Genomic DNA, 13,744 nt, shown 5'->3' with positions numbered 1-13,744 from the left:
GGCGCCGGTCTGATAGTTCAGTCACGGAAGCCGCCCTTCCGCGGCCCATCCGGGGCGCCCGCCCGTAGCATGGACAGGTGCATCCCCAGATCATCATTCGCCCCGCCAGTCCGGCCGACTTCGACGCCATCGCGCGCATCACCCGGGACGCCTACCTGGCCGCGGGCTACTTTGAGAGCGCCGACCACCCCTATATGCGGCAGATCCAGGACGTGGCCCGCCGCGCCGCATCGGCCACGATCTGGGTGGCGGAACGCGCGGGCAGCGTCGTCGGCTCCGTGACCCTGGCCGTCGCCGGAGAGCCCTATGCCGACATCGCCCGGAGCGATGAGCTGGAATTCCGGATGCTCGTGGTGGACCCTGCCGTCCAGCGCAGCGGCGCTGGCAAGGCCATGGTCCACGCCATCCTCGACCATGCCCGCTCGTTGCCCGGGATAGACGCAGTGGCCTTGACTACCGGCCTGACCTGGGAAAGCGCCCACGGGCTCTATCTCAAGACCGGCTTCCAGCGCGCCCCCGAGCGCGACTGGATCGTGCCGGGCACCGAGATCAAACTGCTGGTTTACCGCCAGGAACTCTAGGCCAGCGCGGCGGCGGCACCCCTGGGTGCACCAGCCACCCTGGGGTAGGCTGGCGGACAACCGAAACGCCCCGGCACCCGGCCCCTGGAGGAACCATGGCACCCCACATCCCCGGCTCAATCGACGGGAAGCTCCTCGGTCTGTACCTCTCAGACCACCTGACCGGCGCCACCGCCGGTGTTTCCAGACTCCAGCGCATGGCCGAGGCCTTCGCCGACACCCCGGTGTCCGCCGACATCTCCCGGGTCAGCGCGGAAGTCACCCGGGAACGGGACCAGCTCCGCGGCCTGCTCGACGACCTGGGCGTCCGGCAGCGCCCGCACCGCCAGGCCGCCGCCTGGCTGGCCGAGCATGCCGGCCGGCTCAAACTGAACGGGCGCATCGTGAGCCGGTCCCCGATGACCATGGTGCTGGAGGCCGAGCTGATGCGCGCCGCGATCCTGGGAAAGCTCGGCGGCTGGCAGACCCTGGAAGAACTGGCACCCGAGCTCGGACTCGACAAGGCCACCTTCACCGCGCTCGCGGATGATGCCAAATCCCAGCTCGAGGCCCTCAGCCGCGTCCACGAGCACGCCCGCCGCAACGCGTTCCGCAAGAGCGGGGACATCAGCAGCTAGCACCAGAACAGCAACGCGGGGTCACTTACGGCCCATTCCGGCGTCCCGGATGGGCCGTAGGTGACCCCGCGTTGCAGTTAAGTCGGAGTCAGGCCGCCGCTCCGGCGGACACATTGACGCCGGTTTACCGGCCGTGGCTTCCCTCGCCCTAAAGTGGTGCCGACTCCAGCCACACTGCGAAAGGCACCTCCATGCGCAAGACATTCGGCACCGGTTCCGTCTGGGAACAGAAAGTCGGCTACTCCCGGGCAGTCCAGGTGGACAACACCCTCTACATCTCCGCCACCGCTGCCAGCGGCGAGGACGGCGTGGTCGGCGAGGACTTCTACACCCAGACCCGGTACATCCTGGACAAACTCGGCACCGTCCTGGCCGACGCCGGCTTCGACTACGCCGACGTCGTGCAGTCCAAGCTGTACCTGACAGACATCAGCCAATGGGAAGAGGCCGGACGCGCCCACGGAGAAGTCTTCGGCGAGATCCGCCCCAGCCTCGCCCTGGTCCACGTGCTCCCGTTCCTGGATCCAAAGATGCTGGTCGAAATCGAACTCGTCGCCCACAAAAGCACCAGCTAACACCAACGCGGGGTCACACAACGCCCATTCCGGGGTCCCGGACGGGCCGGAGGTGACCCCGCGTTGGTAGTAAGGGGCTCAGACAGTTACCCCGGCGGGAGCCCGTAGCGGTGCTCGGGCCGCCCGGTGGTGCCGTAGCGCAACTGGATGTCGACGGCGCCGTCGTCGGCGAGCGCTGAGAGGTACCGCTGGGCGGTGGCCCGGGAAACACCGACCCGGGTGGCCACCTCGGCCGCCGAATACTGCTCGCCCGGTTCCAGGGACTCCAGCACGGCGGCCTCGGTGGCGGACCGGGGCCTGGCCGAGGCGATGACGTCCCCCGGGATGAGCGCCCGCTTGGCCCGTTCCACCGTTTCCTGGCTGACGTTTCCCGGCTGGGCCAGGATCCGCCGGTAGCGCGCATAGGAGCGCAGCAGCTGAGACAGCGACTCGGCCGTGAACGGCTTGAGCAGATAACCCAGCGCGCCGCGCCGGAACGCGAGCCGCAGCGAGGCGGTGTCCGAGGCGGCGCTGAGAATCATCGTGTCCACGTCCAGCTGGTGCAGCAGGTCCAGGCCCGAAGCGTCCGGCAGGTAGACATCCAGCAGCACCAGGTCCGGGCGCAGGCTGTGGATGGCCTGCAGCGCCTGCGACGCCGAACCGGCCGGGGGCAGCGCCAGAAATCCGGCCACCGAGTCCACATAGGCCGCGTGCAGCTTGGCGACGTGGAAATCGTCATCCACAATCAACACCCTGAAGTCTTCAGACACCGTTGTCCCTCTCGTTGGGCTTCGTCTCGTTGGGCGTGGTCGTCCCCGGCAGGGTCGCCATAAACACCGCGCCGGGGCCGCCGGGGGAGCCCGGGTCCAGCACCCGCACGTCCCCGCCGCGGCGGCGCGCCAGCTGGCGCGCCAGCGCCAGGCCCAGGCCCTGGCCCGCGCCCGCCCGGGCCGGGCGGTCCGACGTCGTGAATCCTTCCGCGAACACCGCGTCGGCGCCGTCCGCGCCGTCGGCCCCCGCGGCAGGCAGCCCGTCGCCGGAATCCCCGACGACGATATGCAGCGTGCCGCCGTCGGTTCCGGTACCGGGCCCGTCGAGCACCTCCACCTCGACCCAGCGGTCCGGCGCCGAGCCCGCGACGGCGGCGTTCACGGCGTTGTCGATCAGGTTGCCGAGAACCGTGGTGACTTCCTGCGGTTCGGTGACCTGGCCCCGGACCAGGGTTTCCGGGCCCAGCCGCAGGGTCACACCGCGTTCATCCGCCTCCACGCCCTTGGCGCCGAGGAAGGCCTGCAGGTACGGGTCCTGGAGCAGCTCGGCCTGGTCCACGGGGAACTTCAGCGGACCGGTGGCGGCCAGACGGGCCAGGTAGTCGCGGGCCTGCTGGTGCTGGCCGATGCTCATGAAGCCGGCGATGGTGTGCAGCTGATTGGCGAATTCGTGCCGCTGGGCCCGGAGCGCCGTCGACATCGTGCCCACGGCGTCGAGCTGGCGGGTCAGCTGCTGGAGTTCGGTCCGGTCCCGCAGCATGACCACCCAGCCCAGGTCCTCGCGGCCGTGCAGCGCCTTGCGGGCACTCGCGACCAGCACGCGCCCGCCGGCGACGAGTTCCGCCGCATCGCCTTCCGCCGCGTCGGCCCTGGTCAGGGCGAGCAGCCGGGGCGGCACCGGGGCGTCGGCCCACGGCGTTCCGGTGAGGTCGGGCTGTCCCAGCAGGCGACGGGCGGCGGCGTTGAAGACGCTGATCCGGCCGTCCGGCGCGACGCCGATCACGCCGTCGTCGACGCCCTGCAGCACCGCGACCTGGTCGTGGACCAGGATGCTGATCTCCTCCGGTTCCAGCCCCAGGGTCAGCCGCTGCAGCCGGCGCCGGAGCAGGAAGGAGGCCAGAACGCCGACGAGCAGGGCGCCGGCGGCGGTCAGGGCGATCGGGACGACGTCCCGGGCCAGGCTCTGGGCGATGGTTTCGGTGGAGTAGCCCACGCTGACTTCTCCCACCACGGCGTCCGAGTCCGGGGCGAACACCGGAACCTTGGCCCCGGCGGAGGGGCCGAGGGTGCCGGTGTTTCGGGTGGTGACTTCCCGGCCGGCCAGCGCCGCCGACGGATCCGTGCTGACGCGTTCGCCGAGCCGCTCGGCGTCGGGGTGTGCCAGGCGCAGGCCGGTTTCATCCGTGATGACCACAAAAAGGGCGCCGGTGCGGGTGCGGGCGCCCTCGGCGGCGGCCATCAGCGGTCCGGCCAGCAGTTCGGCGGGCGGCGGAGTGCCGGGCTGGGCGCTGATCCGCCGGACCTCCGCCCGCACTTCCGGGTCGGAGGCGACGGCCCGGGCCAGGGTCAGGGCCTGGTTCTCCGCCTCGCGGCCCAGCCGCTCGTAGGTGAGCCAGATGTGGACGGCGCTGGTCAGGAGCACCACCAGTGCCACGACCCCCAGCTGGAGCAGCAGGGTCTGGGTGGAGAAGCGCAGGGGAGTCCGGCGGGATGTTCCCTTCATCGGTCCTCCAAAGCGTGTGAGCAGAATGCGCAAAATGCGTCCAATAAGCAGTATGCCAATCAAATGAGGCAAAGGCCCAGCCGTGACCTGTGCCACTCTAACGTCTGTTGTACGCATCACACCGGGGTGGTGCGATTCAATGAAGAAGGAGCCGGCCGTGCTGGTATTACTAGGATTCGCCATGATTGCGGTATTCATGGTGCTGATCATGACGAAGAAGCTGACGCCCGTGCTGGCGCTCATCATCGTCCCCACCGTCTTCGGACTTTTCGCCGGCGCCGGACTGGGCATCGGCCCCATGGTCATGGACTCCATGAAGTCGATGACGTCCACTGCAGCCCTGCTGATGTTCGCCATTATCTACTTCGGCCTGATGATCGACGTCGGGCTGTTCGATCCGCTGGTCCGGTTCATCCTGCGCAAGCTCGGCAACGACCCCGCCAAGGTGGTCCTCGGCACGGCCATCCTTGCAGCGGCAGTGTCCCTCGACGGCGACGGCTCCACCACCTTCATCCTCACCACCGCGGCCATGCTGCCGGTCTACCTGCGCCTCAAGATGAGCCCCGTGGTCCTCACCTGCGTGGCGGGCCTCGCCAACGGCACCATGAATATCCTGCCGTGGGGCGGCCCCACCGCCCGTGCAGCAACTGCGCTGAAGCTCGATGTCAATGATGTCTTCGTTCCCATGATTCCGTCACTCATCGCCGGCCTCATTGTGGTGTTCGTCTTTGCCTGGCTGCTGGGCTTGCAGGAGCGCAACCGCCTCCGCGCCGTCGCTCCGGAAATTTGGGGCGCCCCCGATTCAGCTGCATCGTTCGACGGCGGCACCTCCCTGGGCGACGGCGGCACCGGCCGCTTCGGTTTCGGCCGCAAGTCCTCCGGGCCCAAGTCATCCGGCCCTGTCGGGGGTGGCCCCGGGGCCGGAGTCCCCGCAGCGGGCGGTTCGTCCGTTGCAGTGCTGGAGCGCACGGAAGTCCTCGTTGATGACCACGACACCGCCCTGGCGGACACCGCGCTGGACCCCAACCGCAAGACCCTGCGGCCCAAGCTGTTCTGGTTCAACCTCGGCCTGACGGTTGCAGTCATGGTGACGCTCGTCGCCAACGTCATTCCGCTCCCGTTCGTCTTTATGGTCGGCTCGGCCATCGCACTGCTGGTCAACTTCCCCAACCTCAAGGACCAGGGCGCCCAGCTGGTCGCCCACGCCCCCTCGATCGTCGCCGTCGTCAGCATGGTCATGGCCGCCGCGGTGCTCACCGGCGTGCTCAACGGCACCGGGATGGTCAAGGCCATGTCCGAATGGCTCGTGGCGATCATTCCCGCCGACATGGGCCCGTTCATGGCCATCATCACCGGTGTGCTGAGCATCCCGATGACGTTCTTCATGAGCAACGACGCCTTCTACTTCGGCGTCCTCCCGGTCCTCAGCGAGACGGCGGCCCACTACGGCGTCAGCGCCGCGGACATGGCTCGCGCCTCGATCACCGGCCAGCCCTTCCACCTGCAGAGCCCCCTGGTCCCGGCCATCCTGCTCCTGGTCTCCCTGGCCAAGGTGGACCTGGGCGACCACCACAAGAAGGTCCTCTGGCGCACCGCGGTCATCTCCCTGGTCATGCTCGCCGTCGGAGTCCTCACCGGAGCCATCGGCATCGGCTGACCAATAGCCCCACCCCCACCCACCACACACCAACGCGGGGTCACCTACCGCCCATTCCGGCCGTCCGGATGGGCCGCAGGTGACCCCGCGTTGCTTGGGGTGGGGGCGGACGGCGGCGGCAGGCGAACCCACGTAGACTGGGACGGAAAATAATCCGAACTTGCAGGGGAGATCCATGGCTGCGATCAACCGCGACGACGTCGCGCATCTCGCGCGTCTCGCGCACATCGAGATGAGTGCTGAAGAGCTGGACCGGATGGCCGGCGAACTCGCCGTCATCGTCGATTCAGTGAAATCCGTCAGTGAAGCCGCCGGTGATGACGTCCCGGCCACGTCCCACCCGATCCCGCTGACGAATGTGTTCCGCGAGGACGTTGTAGGCCACACGTTCACGGCCGAGCAGGCTCTCTCCGGCGCCCCCGACGCGTACGAAGGCCGTTTCAAGGTCCCGGCAATCCTGGATGAGGGCTAAGCACATGACTGAGAACAACGAACTGATCCGCTCCTCCGCCGCCGCGCTCGCCGGCAAGCTGGCCGCCCGCGAGGTCTCCGCCGTTGAGGTCACCCAGGCACACCTGGACCGCATCGCCGCCGTCGACGGCAAGGTCCACGCCTTCCTGCACGTCAACACGGACGAGGCCCTCGCCGTCGCCGCCGAGGTGGACGCGATCCGCGCCGCCGGCGGCGCCGCCGCAGCGGAACTGCACGCCCTCGCCGGTGTCCCGATCGCCGTCAAGGACCTGATCGTCACCGTCGGCCAGCCCACCACGGCCGGCTCAAAGATCCTCGAAGGCTGGCACAGCCCCTACGACGCCACCGTGGTCAAGCGCCTGCGCGCCGCGAAGATGCCGATCCTGGGCAAGACCAACCTGGACGAATTCGCGATGGGCTCCTCCACTGAGCACTCCGCCTACGGCCCCACCCACAACCCCTGGGACCTGGACCGGATCCCCGGCGGTTCCGGCGGCGGTTCCGCCGCCGCCGTCGCCGCCTTCGAGGCCCCGCTGGCACTCGGCACCGACACCGGCGGCTCGATCCGCCAGCCCGGCGCCGTCACCGGCACGGTCGGCGTCAAACCCACCTACGGCGGGGTCTCCCGCTACGGCGCGATCGCCATGGCCTCCTCACTGGACCAGATCGGCCCCGTCTCGCGCACCGTGCTGGACTCCGCGCTGCTGCACCAGGTCATCGGCGGGCACGACCCGCACGACTCCACCTCACTGCAGGACCCGCTGGAGGACCTCGTGGCCGCCGCGTCGATCGGCAACGTGCGCGGCATGAAGATCGGCATCATCAAGGAACTCCACGGCGAGGGCTACCAGGCCGGCGTCGAGAACCGCTTCAACGAATCCCTGGAGCTGCTCAAGAGCGCCGGCGCTGACATCGTCGAGGTGTCCTGCCCCAACTTCAAGTACGCCCTGGGCGCCTACTACCTGATCATGCCGTCGGAGGCCTCCTCCAACCTCGCCAAGTTCGACGGCGTCCGGTACGGCTTGCGCGTGCTGCCCGAGGACGGCCCGATGACGATCGAACGCGTCATGGCCGCCACCCGCGCCGCCGGCTTCGGCGACGAGGTTAAGCGCCGCATCATCCTCGGCACCTACGCGCTGAGCGCCGGCTACTACGACGCCTACTACGGCTCGGCCCAGAAGGTGCGCACCCTGATCCAGCGCGACTTCGACGCCGCGTTCGCCAAGGCCGACGTGCTGATTTCCCCGACGGCGCCGACCACGGCGTTCAAGCTCGGCGAGAAGCTCAACGACCCGCTGGCGATGTACCTCAACGACGTCGCCACCATCCCGGCCAACATGGCCGGTGTCCCCGGACTCTCGCTGCCCGGCGGACTGGCCGACGAGGACGGACTGCCGGTCGGCGTCCAGCTGCTCGCCCCGGCCCGCCAGGACGCCCGGCTGTACCGCGTCGGCGCCGTGCTCGAATCGCTGCTCGAGGCACAGTGGGGCGGCCCATTGCTGGACAGGGCTCCATCACTGACGGCCCCATCCCTGACCGATTCTTCTCTGACGGATGCCGCCAGCACCCTCGCGAGCCACGGAGGTTCCCACTAATGACTGACGCAACCCTCAGCTTCGAAGAGGCGATGGAGAAGTACGATCCCGTTCTGGGCTTCGAAGTCCACGTGGAGCTCAACACCAAGACCAAGATGTTCTCCTCCGCGCCGAACGTGTTCGGCGACGAGCCCAACACCAACGTCAACGAGGTGGACCTCGGCATGCCCGGCGTGCTGCCCGTGGTGAACAAAACCGCGATCGAGTCCTCGATCAAGATCGGCCTGGCCCTCAACTGCACCATCGCCGAGACCTGCCGCTTCGCCCGGAAGAACTACTTCTACCCGGACACCCCGAAGAACTTCCAGACCTCCCAGTACGACGAGCCCATCGCGTACGACGGCTACCTGGACATCGAGCTCTCCGACGGCACCATTTTCCGCGTCGAAATCGAGCGCGCCCACATGGAGGAGGACGCCGGCAAGCTGACCCACATGGGCGGCGCCACCGGCCGGATCCAGGGCGCGGACTACTCCCTCGTGGACTACAACCGCTCCGGTGTGCCGCTCGTCGAAATCGTCACCAAACCGATCGAGGGCGCCGGCAGCCGCGCGCCGGAACTCGCCAAGGCATACGTGGCCGCGGTCCGCGAGATCGTCAAGAACCTCGGCGTCTCGGACGCCAAGATGGAACGCGGCAACGTGCGCTGCGACGCCAACGTCTCGCTCCGCCCGCACGGCCGCGAACGCTTCGGCACCCGCTCCGAGACCAAGAACGTCAACTCGCTGCGCGCAGTCGAACACGCCGTCCGCTACGAGATCCAGCGGCACGCCGCCGTCTTGGACTCCGGTGAGCCCATCGTCCAGGAAACCCGCCACTGGCACGAGGACACCCGCACCACGACCTCGGGCCGGCCCAAGTCCGACGCCGACGACTACCGCTACTTCCCGGAACCGGACCTGGTGCCGATCGTCGCCTCGCGCGAGTGGGTCGAGGAGCTCCGGGCCACGCTGCCCGAGCCGCCGGCCGCCCGGCGCAAGCGGCTGCAGGCCGACTGGGGCTACTCCGACCTCGAGTTCCGCGACGTCGTCAATGCCGGCGTGATGGACGAGATCGAGGAAACCATCGCCGCCGGCGCCACCGCCACGGTGGCCCGCAAGTGGTGGATGGGCGAGATCGTCGGACGCGCCAAGAACGCCGACGTCGACCCCGGCCAGCTCGGCGTCGCACCGGCGACCATCGTGGAACTGAACACAATGGTCGAGGACGGCAAGATCAACAACAAGATGGCCACCGAGGTCCTCGACGGCGTGCTCGCCGGCGAAGGCACCCCGGCGGAAATCGTAGCCAAGCGCGGTCTCGCCGTGGTCTCCGATGACGGCCCCCTGCTCGAAGCCATCGACGCGGCCCTCGCCGCGCAGCCCGGCGTCGCGGACAAGATCCGCGGCGGCAAGCTCCAGGCAATCGGCGCGATCGTCGGCGCCGTCATGAAAGCCACCCGCGGGCAGGCCGACGCCGGCCGCGTCAAGGAACTGATCCTGGAGCGCCTCGGCGTCGAAGGCTAGGTCGAACGCGAAGCCCCACCCCAGCAAGCTCGCAGTTGTTGTTTGTTCGATCAGAACGCAACAACTGCGAGCTTGCCGGGTTGAGGGGGCATGTTCAGCCAGCCGTTCCGGCCCTATGCTGGTGCCCGAGGCTCCGGCGACAGGCCGGTGCCCGGGGGAAGGGCGAACCAATGGCGATTCCACAGAGCACCGGACTGCGCAACGTTGTCCTGGCGGGCAGCATCGTCCTCGCCCTCACCGGGGCCGGAGCGGCCGCGGTCTGGGCCGGCACCGCACAGCCCGCGACCCCACTAGCCAACCCCACGACGTCGGCGACCCAGCCACCCGGTAATCCGCCCGGAGAAGGGCAAGCCCAGAAGAAGAACCGTTCCGTGCCACTGCATGGCGAGAGCGTGGTCAAAAAGGGCGACGGCGGATTCGAGACCCGGCTGATGCAGCAGGGCGCCATCGAGGCCGTCAGCGGTTCGTCCGTCACCGTCAAGAGCGAGGACGGCTTCAGCCAGGTCTACGCCATCAACGCCGGAACAAAAATCACGAAACTGCCCCCGCCTGCCGCTGACGGCACCATGCCGAGGGACAGCGCGGGAAAGCGGCTCAAGCCCTCCGCCGCCACCGCCGCAGAGCTCCAGACCGGGGACCAGGTGCGGATCACCGGCATCAAGGACGGGTCCGGCATCACTGCCGGGCACATCGTTGCCGGAGCCCCGGGCGCCCAGGGGCCGGGCAGGGGATGGGACAAGGGGATGGGCAACGGATTGGGCAAGCACCTAGGAAACGGGCACTGGAAGGACAAGGCCACCAGGCCCAACCCCTAGGGCCGGTCAGTGACCAGCTCGGTCATGATGGTCTGCAGCGCCTCGCAGACCATCATGACCGATCTGCGCTTCAGGTTCTCCGGGCGGGCCAGGACGTCGATCCGCCGCCGGGTGCTGATGCCCTCCAGCGGCCGCAGCACAATGCCCGGGTTCAGCACCGGCCGCGCGGTGTACCGGGGCAGCAGCCCGATCACGCTGCCGGTCGCCACCAGTGCCGCCACCGTGGAATAGTCGTTGATCCGGTGGACGATGTTCAGCTCCCGGCTGGAGACGGCCGCGACCGCGGAGAGCACATCCGCGGGGGAGTAGCCGGCGCGGCTGGTCACCCAGGGTTCGCCGACGACGTCGTCCGCCGTCACCGCCCGCTGCCCGGCCAGCCGGTGCCCGGCCGGCAGCGCGACATCCAGCGGCTCGTGCGCGAGCGGAATCACGGCGACGCGTTCCTCGGGCCAGCGCGGGCTGTGGTCCATCCGGTGCGCGAGCACCAGGTCATACCGGGCCGTCAGCGCCGGGAAGTCCTGCTGGGCCACGTCCTCGTCGGAGAGCAGGATCCGCGGCTGCTCCGGTCCGGCCAGCAGCCGCGCGAGCGGGGCGAACAGGGCCTGCCCGGCACTGTGGAAACCGCTGAGCGTCACCGGGGCCACCGGGGAGCCATGGTAGGCGCCGATCGCGGTCTTCGCGTCCGCCATGGCGCTGACGACGGCGGCCCCGGCGTCCGCGAGCACCTGCCCGGCCTCGGTCAGGACCAGGTTCCGGCCCTCCTTGCGGGTCAGCGGCACGTCCACGGATTTCTGCAGCGCGGCCAGCTGCTGCGAGACCGCGGAGGGGGTGACGAGCAGGGTTTCGGCGACGGCCTTGACGCTGCCGAGGGCACCGAGTTCGCGGAGCATTTCCAGCTGGTGGATTTCCATGCCGACCAGTCTAAGCGCAAGGAAAAGCTAAATCGTCGATTGAGAAAAATCCGGTTGTGCTAACGCTTTGCAGGGGCTCTAATGGGGTGAGTTGTCCCACAGGAGCTGCCCAGGCAGCGGATCTCAGTGTGTCCGATGAATGGCACAGTTAGGAAGGCCCATGAAGGCTCTCTACAAGGCCGGCGCCCACGCAGGATTCGAACTCGTGGACCGCCCGGAGCCCGAAACCGGCCCCGGCGACGTCAAAATCCGCGTGATGACCACCGGCATCTGCGGCACCGATCTGCACATCCAGTCCTGGGACGCCTGGGCGCAGGGCATCATCAACGCCCCGCTGATCGCCGGCCACGAATTCTACGGCGAGGTCGTGGAGACCGGCGAGGACGTCCTGGACGTCAAGGTCGGCGACCGGGTCTCCGGTGAGGGGCACATCGTCTGCGGCATCTGCCGGAACTGTCGCGCCGGCCGCAAGCAGATGTGCATCCACACCGTCAGCGTCGGCGTCCAGCGCGACGGCGCCTTCGCCGAGTACGTCGTGATTCCCGAAACGAATGTGTGGGTGCACCAGGATCCCTCGGTCACGCCGGAACTGGGCGCCATCTTCGACCCCTTCGGCAACGCCGTCCACACCGCGCTCAGCTTCCCCCTCGTCGGCGAGGACGTGCTGATCACCGGCGCCGGGCCCATCGGGCTGATGGCAATCGCCGTCGCCCGCCACGCCGGCGCGCGCAAGATCGCGATCACGGACGTCTCCGCCCCGCGGCTGGAACTGGCCCGGACACTCGGCGTCGACCTCGCGATCGACGTCTCGAAAATGCGTGTCAAGGACGCCCAGCGCGAACTCGGCATGCGGGAGGGATTCGACATCGGGATGGAAATGTCGGGACACCCCACGGCGCTGCCTGAGATGATCGAGAATATGAACCACGGCGGCCGGATCGCGATGCTGGGACTTCCCAGCCAGTCCATCGACATCGACTGGGGCAAAGTGGTCACGCACATGCTCACCATGAAGGGCATCTACGGCCGCGAGATGTTCGAGACCTGGTACGCCATGAGCGCCATGCTGTCCTCGAACCCGGTGCTGCACGACAATATTTCCGCCGTCGTGACGGACACCCTGCCCGCCTCGGACTGGGAAAAGGGCTTCGAGATTGCCCGTGCCGGGGTGGGCGGCAAAGTCGTCCTTGACTGGACCTGCTTCTAACCCGCCACCCGATTCGGCCCACCGGCCCCACCCGCTGAGGAGCGCAACCCATGTATTCAGCCATCAAGGACCAGCTGCAGCACGAACTGGACGAGATCCGCGGCGCCGGCCTGTTCAAGACCGAACGGCATATTGACTCGCCGCAGGGCAACCACATCAAAGCCGGGCAGATCGGCGAGGGCAGCGCGGACGTGCTGAACTTCTGCGCCAACAACTACCTGGGCCTCGCGGACCACCCGGAGATCATCGCCGCCGCGAAGTCCGCGATGGACGAGCGCGGCTTCGGGATGGCCAGCGTCCGGTTCATCTGCGGCACCCAGGACCTGCACCTGGCGCTGGAGGAACGCGTCTCGAAGTTCCTCGGCACGGAGGACACCATCCTGTTCTCCAGCTGCTTCGACGCCAACGGCGGCGTGTTCGAATCACTCTTCGGACCGGAAGACGCCGTCATCTCCGACGCGCTGAACCACGCCTCGATCATCGACGGCATCCGGCTCTGCAAGGCCCAGCGCTTCCGCTACGCCAACCAGGACATGGCGGACCTCGAATCCAAGCTGATCGAAGCCACCACGCAGGAGAACCCGGCCCGCCGCTTGGTCGTCGTCACCGACGGCGTCTTTTCGATGGACGGGTTCCTCGCCCCGCTGGAAGCGATCTGCGACCTCGCGGAAAAGTATGACGCCCTGGTGATGGTGGACGACTCGCACGCCGTGGGCTTCATGGGCGCCAGCGGTGCAGGCACCCCGGAGCACGCCGGCGTCGCGGACCGGGTGGACATCTACACCGGCACGTTTGGCAAGGCTCTGGGCGGTGCCTCCGGCGGCTACGCCTCCGGCCGCCGCGAGGTCGTGGCCATGCTCCGCCAGAAGGCCCGTCCGTACCTGTTCTCCAACTCGCTGGCCCCGGCCATCGTCGCGGCAACGCTCACGGCCCTGGACCTCGTGGAGAACTCCGGGGAACTGCGCAGCAAACTCTTCGCAAACGCCGGGCTGTTCCGCAGCCGGATGACCGAGGAGGGCTTCGAGTTGCTCCCGGGCGAGCACGCGATCGTCCCGGTCATGTTCGGCGACGCCGTGATGGCCGCCAAAGTGGCGGACGCGATGCTGCACAACGGCGTGTTCGTCACCGCGTTCAGCTACCCGGTGGTGCCAAAGGGCGCGGCCCGGATCCGGGTCCAGCTCTCCGCCGCGCATAGCGCCGACGATGTCGAGGCGTGCGTGCAGGCCTTCGTGCGCAGCCGCGCCGCCGTCGCGGGCTAGGCGGGCAGGACCAAAGGTTGCGGCGTCGCAAACGGCGCCGCAACCGAATCCATCTGCAAGGATGGGACCATGTCAGCAA

13 protein-coding genes are annotated in these 13,744 nt (G+C 68.4%); 10 read left to right on the top strand and 3 right to left on the bottom strand.

The features are described from left to right. The first annotated feature begins 77 nt into the window (after positions 1-77). From AC50X9_RS03870 to AC50X9_RS03860, 3 genes are all read left to right on the top strand, one after another. Positions 78-581, top strand: a complete 504-nt coding sequence (locus tag AC50X9_RS03870; RefSeq protein ID WP_494890431.1) for a GNAT family N-acetyltransferase — start codon at positions 78-80, stop codon at positions 579-581. A gap of 95 nt (positions 582-676) precedes the next feature. Next, positions 677-1,198 (top strand): hypothetical protein, encoded by a 522-nt coding sequence (locus AC50X9_RS03865; protein ID WP_494890430.1) that lies wholly within the window; start codon positions 677-679, stop codon positions 1,196-1,198. A gap of 191 nt (positions 1,199-1,389) precedes the next feature. After that, complete coding sequence (locus AC50X9_RS03860; protein ID WP_494890429.1) at positions 1,390-1,773, top strand: RidA family protein; 384 nt, start codon at positions 1,390-1,392, stop codon at positions 1,771-1,773. A gap of 86 nt (positions 1,774-1,859) precedes the next feature. Here the strand turns inward: AC50X9_RS03860 and AC50X9_RS03855 are convergent, their stop codons facing one another. Further along, positions 1,860-2,522, bottom strand: coding sequence for a response regulator (locus tag AC50X9_RS03855; protein WP_494890427.1), 663 nt, complete (start codon positions 2,520-2,522; stop codon positions 1,860-1,862). Then, on the bottom strand, positions 2,515-4,245 hold the full coding sequence (locus AC50X9_RS03850) for a sensor histidine kinase (protein ID WP_494890425.1): 1,731 nt from the start codon (positions 4,243-4,245) through the stop codon (positions 2,515-2,517). The genes AC50X9_RS03855 and AC50X9_RS03850 overlap by 8 nt, the downstream gene beginning before the upstream one ends. Before the next feature lie 157 nt (positions 4,246-4,402). Between AC50X9_RS03850 and AC50X9_RS03845 the strand changes: the two genes are divergently transcribed. From AC50X9_RS03845 to AC50X9_RS03825, 5 genes are all read left to right on the top strand, one after another. Then, positions 4,403-5,902: a CitMHS family transporter gene (locus tag AC50X9_RS03845; protein ID WP_494890729.1), complete on the top strand. Its 1,500-nt coding sequence runs from the start codon at positions 4,403-4,405 to the stop codon at positions 5,900-5,902. A 175-nt stretch (positions 5,903-6,077) separates the two neighbouring features. Beyond that, the gene (gene gatC / locus AC50X9_RS03840; protein ID WP_056432749.1) at positions 6,078-6,374 is read left to right on the top strand and encodes an Asp-tRNA(Asn)/Glu-tRNA(Gln) amidotransferase subunit GatC; all 297 of its coding nucleotides are present in this window, start codon (positions 6,078-6,080) and stop codon (positions 6,372-6,374) included. Positions 6,375-6,378: 4 nt separating this feature from the next. Further along, positions 6,379-7,968, top strand: a complete 1,590-nt coding sequence (gatA, locus tag AC50X9_RS03835; RefSeq protein WP_494890422.1) for an Asp-tRNA(Asn)/Glu-tRNA(Gln) amidotransferase subunit GatA — start codon at positions 6,379-6,381, stop codon at positions 7,966-7,968. Continuing rightward, positions 7,968-9,473, top strand: coding sequence for an Asp-tRNA(Asn)/Glu-tRNA(Gln) amidotransferase subunit GatB (gene gatB / locus AC50X9_RS03830; protein ID WP_494890420.1), 1,506 nt, complete (start codon positions 7,968-7,970; stop codon positions 9,471-9,473). Before gatA ends, gatB begins: the two co-directional genes overlap by 1 nt. A gap of 170 nt (positions 9,474-9,643) precedes the next feature. After that, complete coding sequence (locus AC50X9_RS03825) at positions 9,644-10,288, top strand: hypothetical protein (protein WP_494890418.1); 645 nt, start codon at positions 9,644-9,646, stop codon at positions 10,286-10,288. Here the strand turns inward: AC50X9_RS03825 and AC50X9_RS03820 are convergent. Further along, positions 10,285-11,199: a LysR family transcriptional regulator gene (locus AC50X9_RS03820; RefSeq protein ID WP_494890416.1), complete on the bottom strand. Its 915-nt coding sequence runs from the start codon at positions 11,197-11,199 to the stop codon at positions 10,285-10,287. The two genes, AC50X9_RS03825 and AC50X9_RS03820, sit on opposite strands and share 4 nt — an antisense overlap. Before the next feature lie 160 nt (positions 11,200-11,359). Between AC50X9_RS03820 and tdh the strand changes: the two genes are divergently transcribed. Then, positions 11,360-12,406, top strand: a complete 1,047-nt coding sequence (gene tdh / locus AC50X9_RS03815; protein ID WP_494890414.1) for an L-threonine 3-dehydrogenase — start codon at positions 11,360-11,362, stop codon at positions 12,404-12,406. A gap of 50 nt (positions 12,407-12,456) precedes the next feature. Further along, positions 12,457-13,665 carry a glycine C-acetyltransferase gene (locus tag AC50X9_RS03810; protein ID WP_494890412.1) on the top strand — a complete coding sequence of 403 codons (1,209 nt, stop codon included), beginning with the start codon at positions 12,457-12,459 and terminating at the stop codon, positions 13,663-13,665. The last annotated feature ends 79 nt before the right edge of the window (positions 13,666-13,744 follow it).

Source organism: Pseudarthrobacter sp. HLT1-3 (genome assembly GCF_059383535.1).
The sequence above is the reverse complement of the archived record's forward strand: the minus strand, read 5'-3'. Positions and strand labels throughout refer to the sequence as shown.

Coding starts and splice junctions, on each gene's coding strand:
- AC50X9_RS03825 (WP_494890418.1), top strand. CDS start 9,644: ATGGCGATTCCACAGAGCACCGGACTGCGCAACGTTGTCCTGGCGGGC.
- gatB (WP_494890420.1), top strand. CDS start 7,968: ATGACTGACGCAACCCTCAGCTTCGAAGAGGCGATGGAGAAGTACGAT.
- AC50X9_RS03810 (WP_494890412.1), top strand. CDS start 12,457: ATGTATTCAGCCATCAAGGACCAGCTGCAGCACGAACTGGACGAGATC.
- gatA (WP_494890422.1), top strand. CDS start 6,379: ATGACTGAGAACAACGAACTGATCCGCTCCTCCGCCGCCGCGCTCGCC.
- gatC (WP_056432749.1), top strand. CDS start 6,078: ATGGCTGCGATCAACCGCGACGACGTCGCGCATCTCGCGCGTCTCGCG.
- AC50X9_RS03860 (WP_494890429.1), top strand. CDS start 1,390: ATGCGCAAGACATTCGGCACCGGTTCCGTCTGGGAACAGAAAGTCGGC.
- tdh (WP_494890414.1), top strand. CDS start 11,360: ATGAAGGCTCTCTACAAGGCCGGCGCCCACGCAGGATTCGAACTCGTG.
- AC50X9_RS03850 (WP_494890425.1), bottom strand. CDS start 4,245: ATGAAGGGAACATCCCGCCGGACTCCCCTGCGCTTCTCCACCCAGACC.
- AC50X9_RS03865 (WP_494890430.1), top strand. CDS start 677: ATGGCACCCCACATCCCCGGCTCAATCGACGGGAAGCTCCTCGGTCTG.
- AC50X9_RS03820 (WP_494890416.1), bottom strand. CDS start 11,199: ATGGAAATCCACCAGCTGGAAATGCTCCGCGAACTCGGTGCCCTCGGC.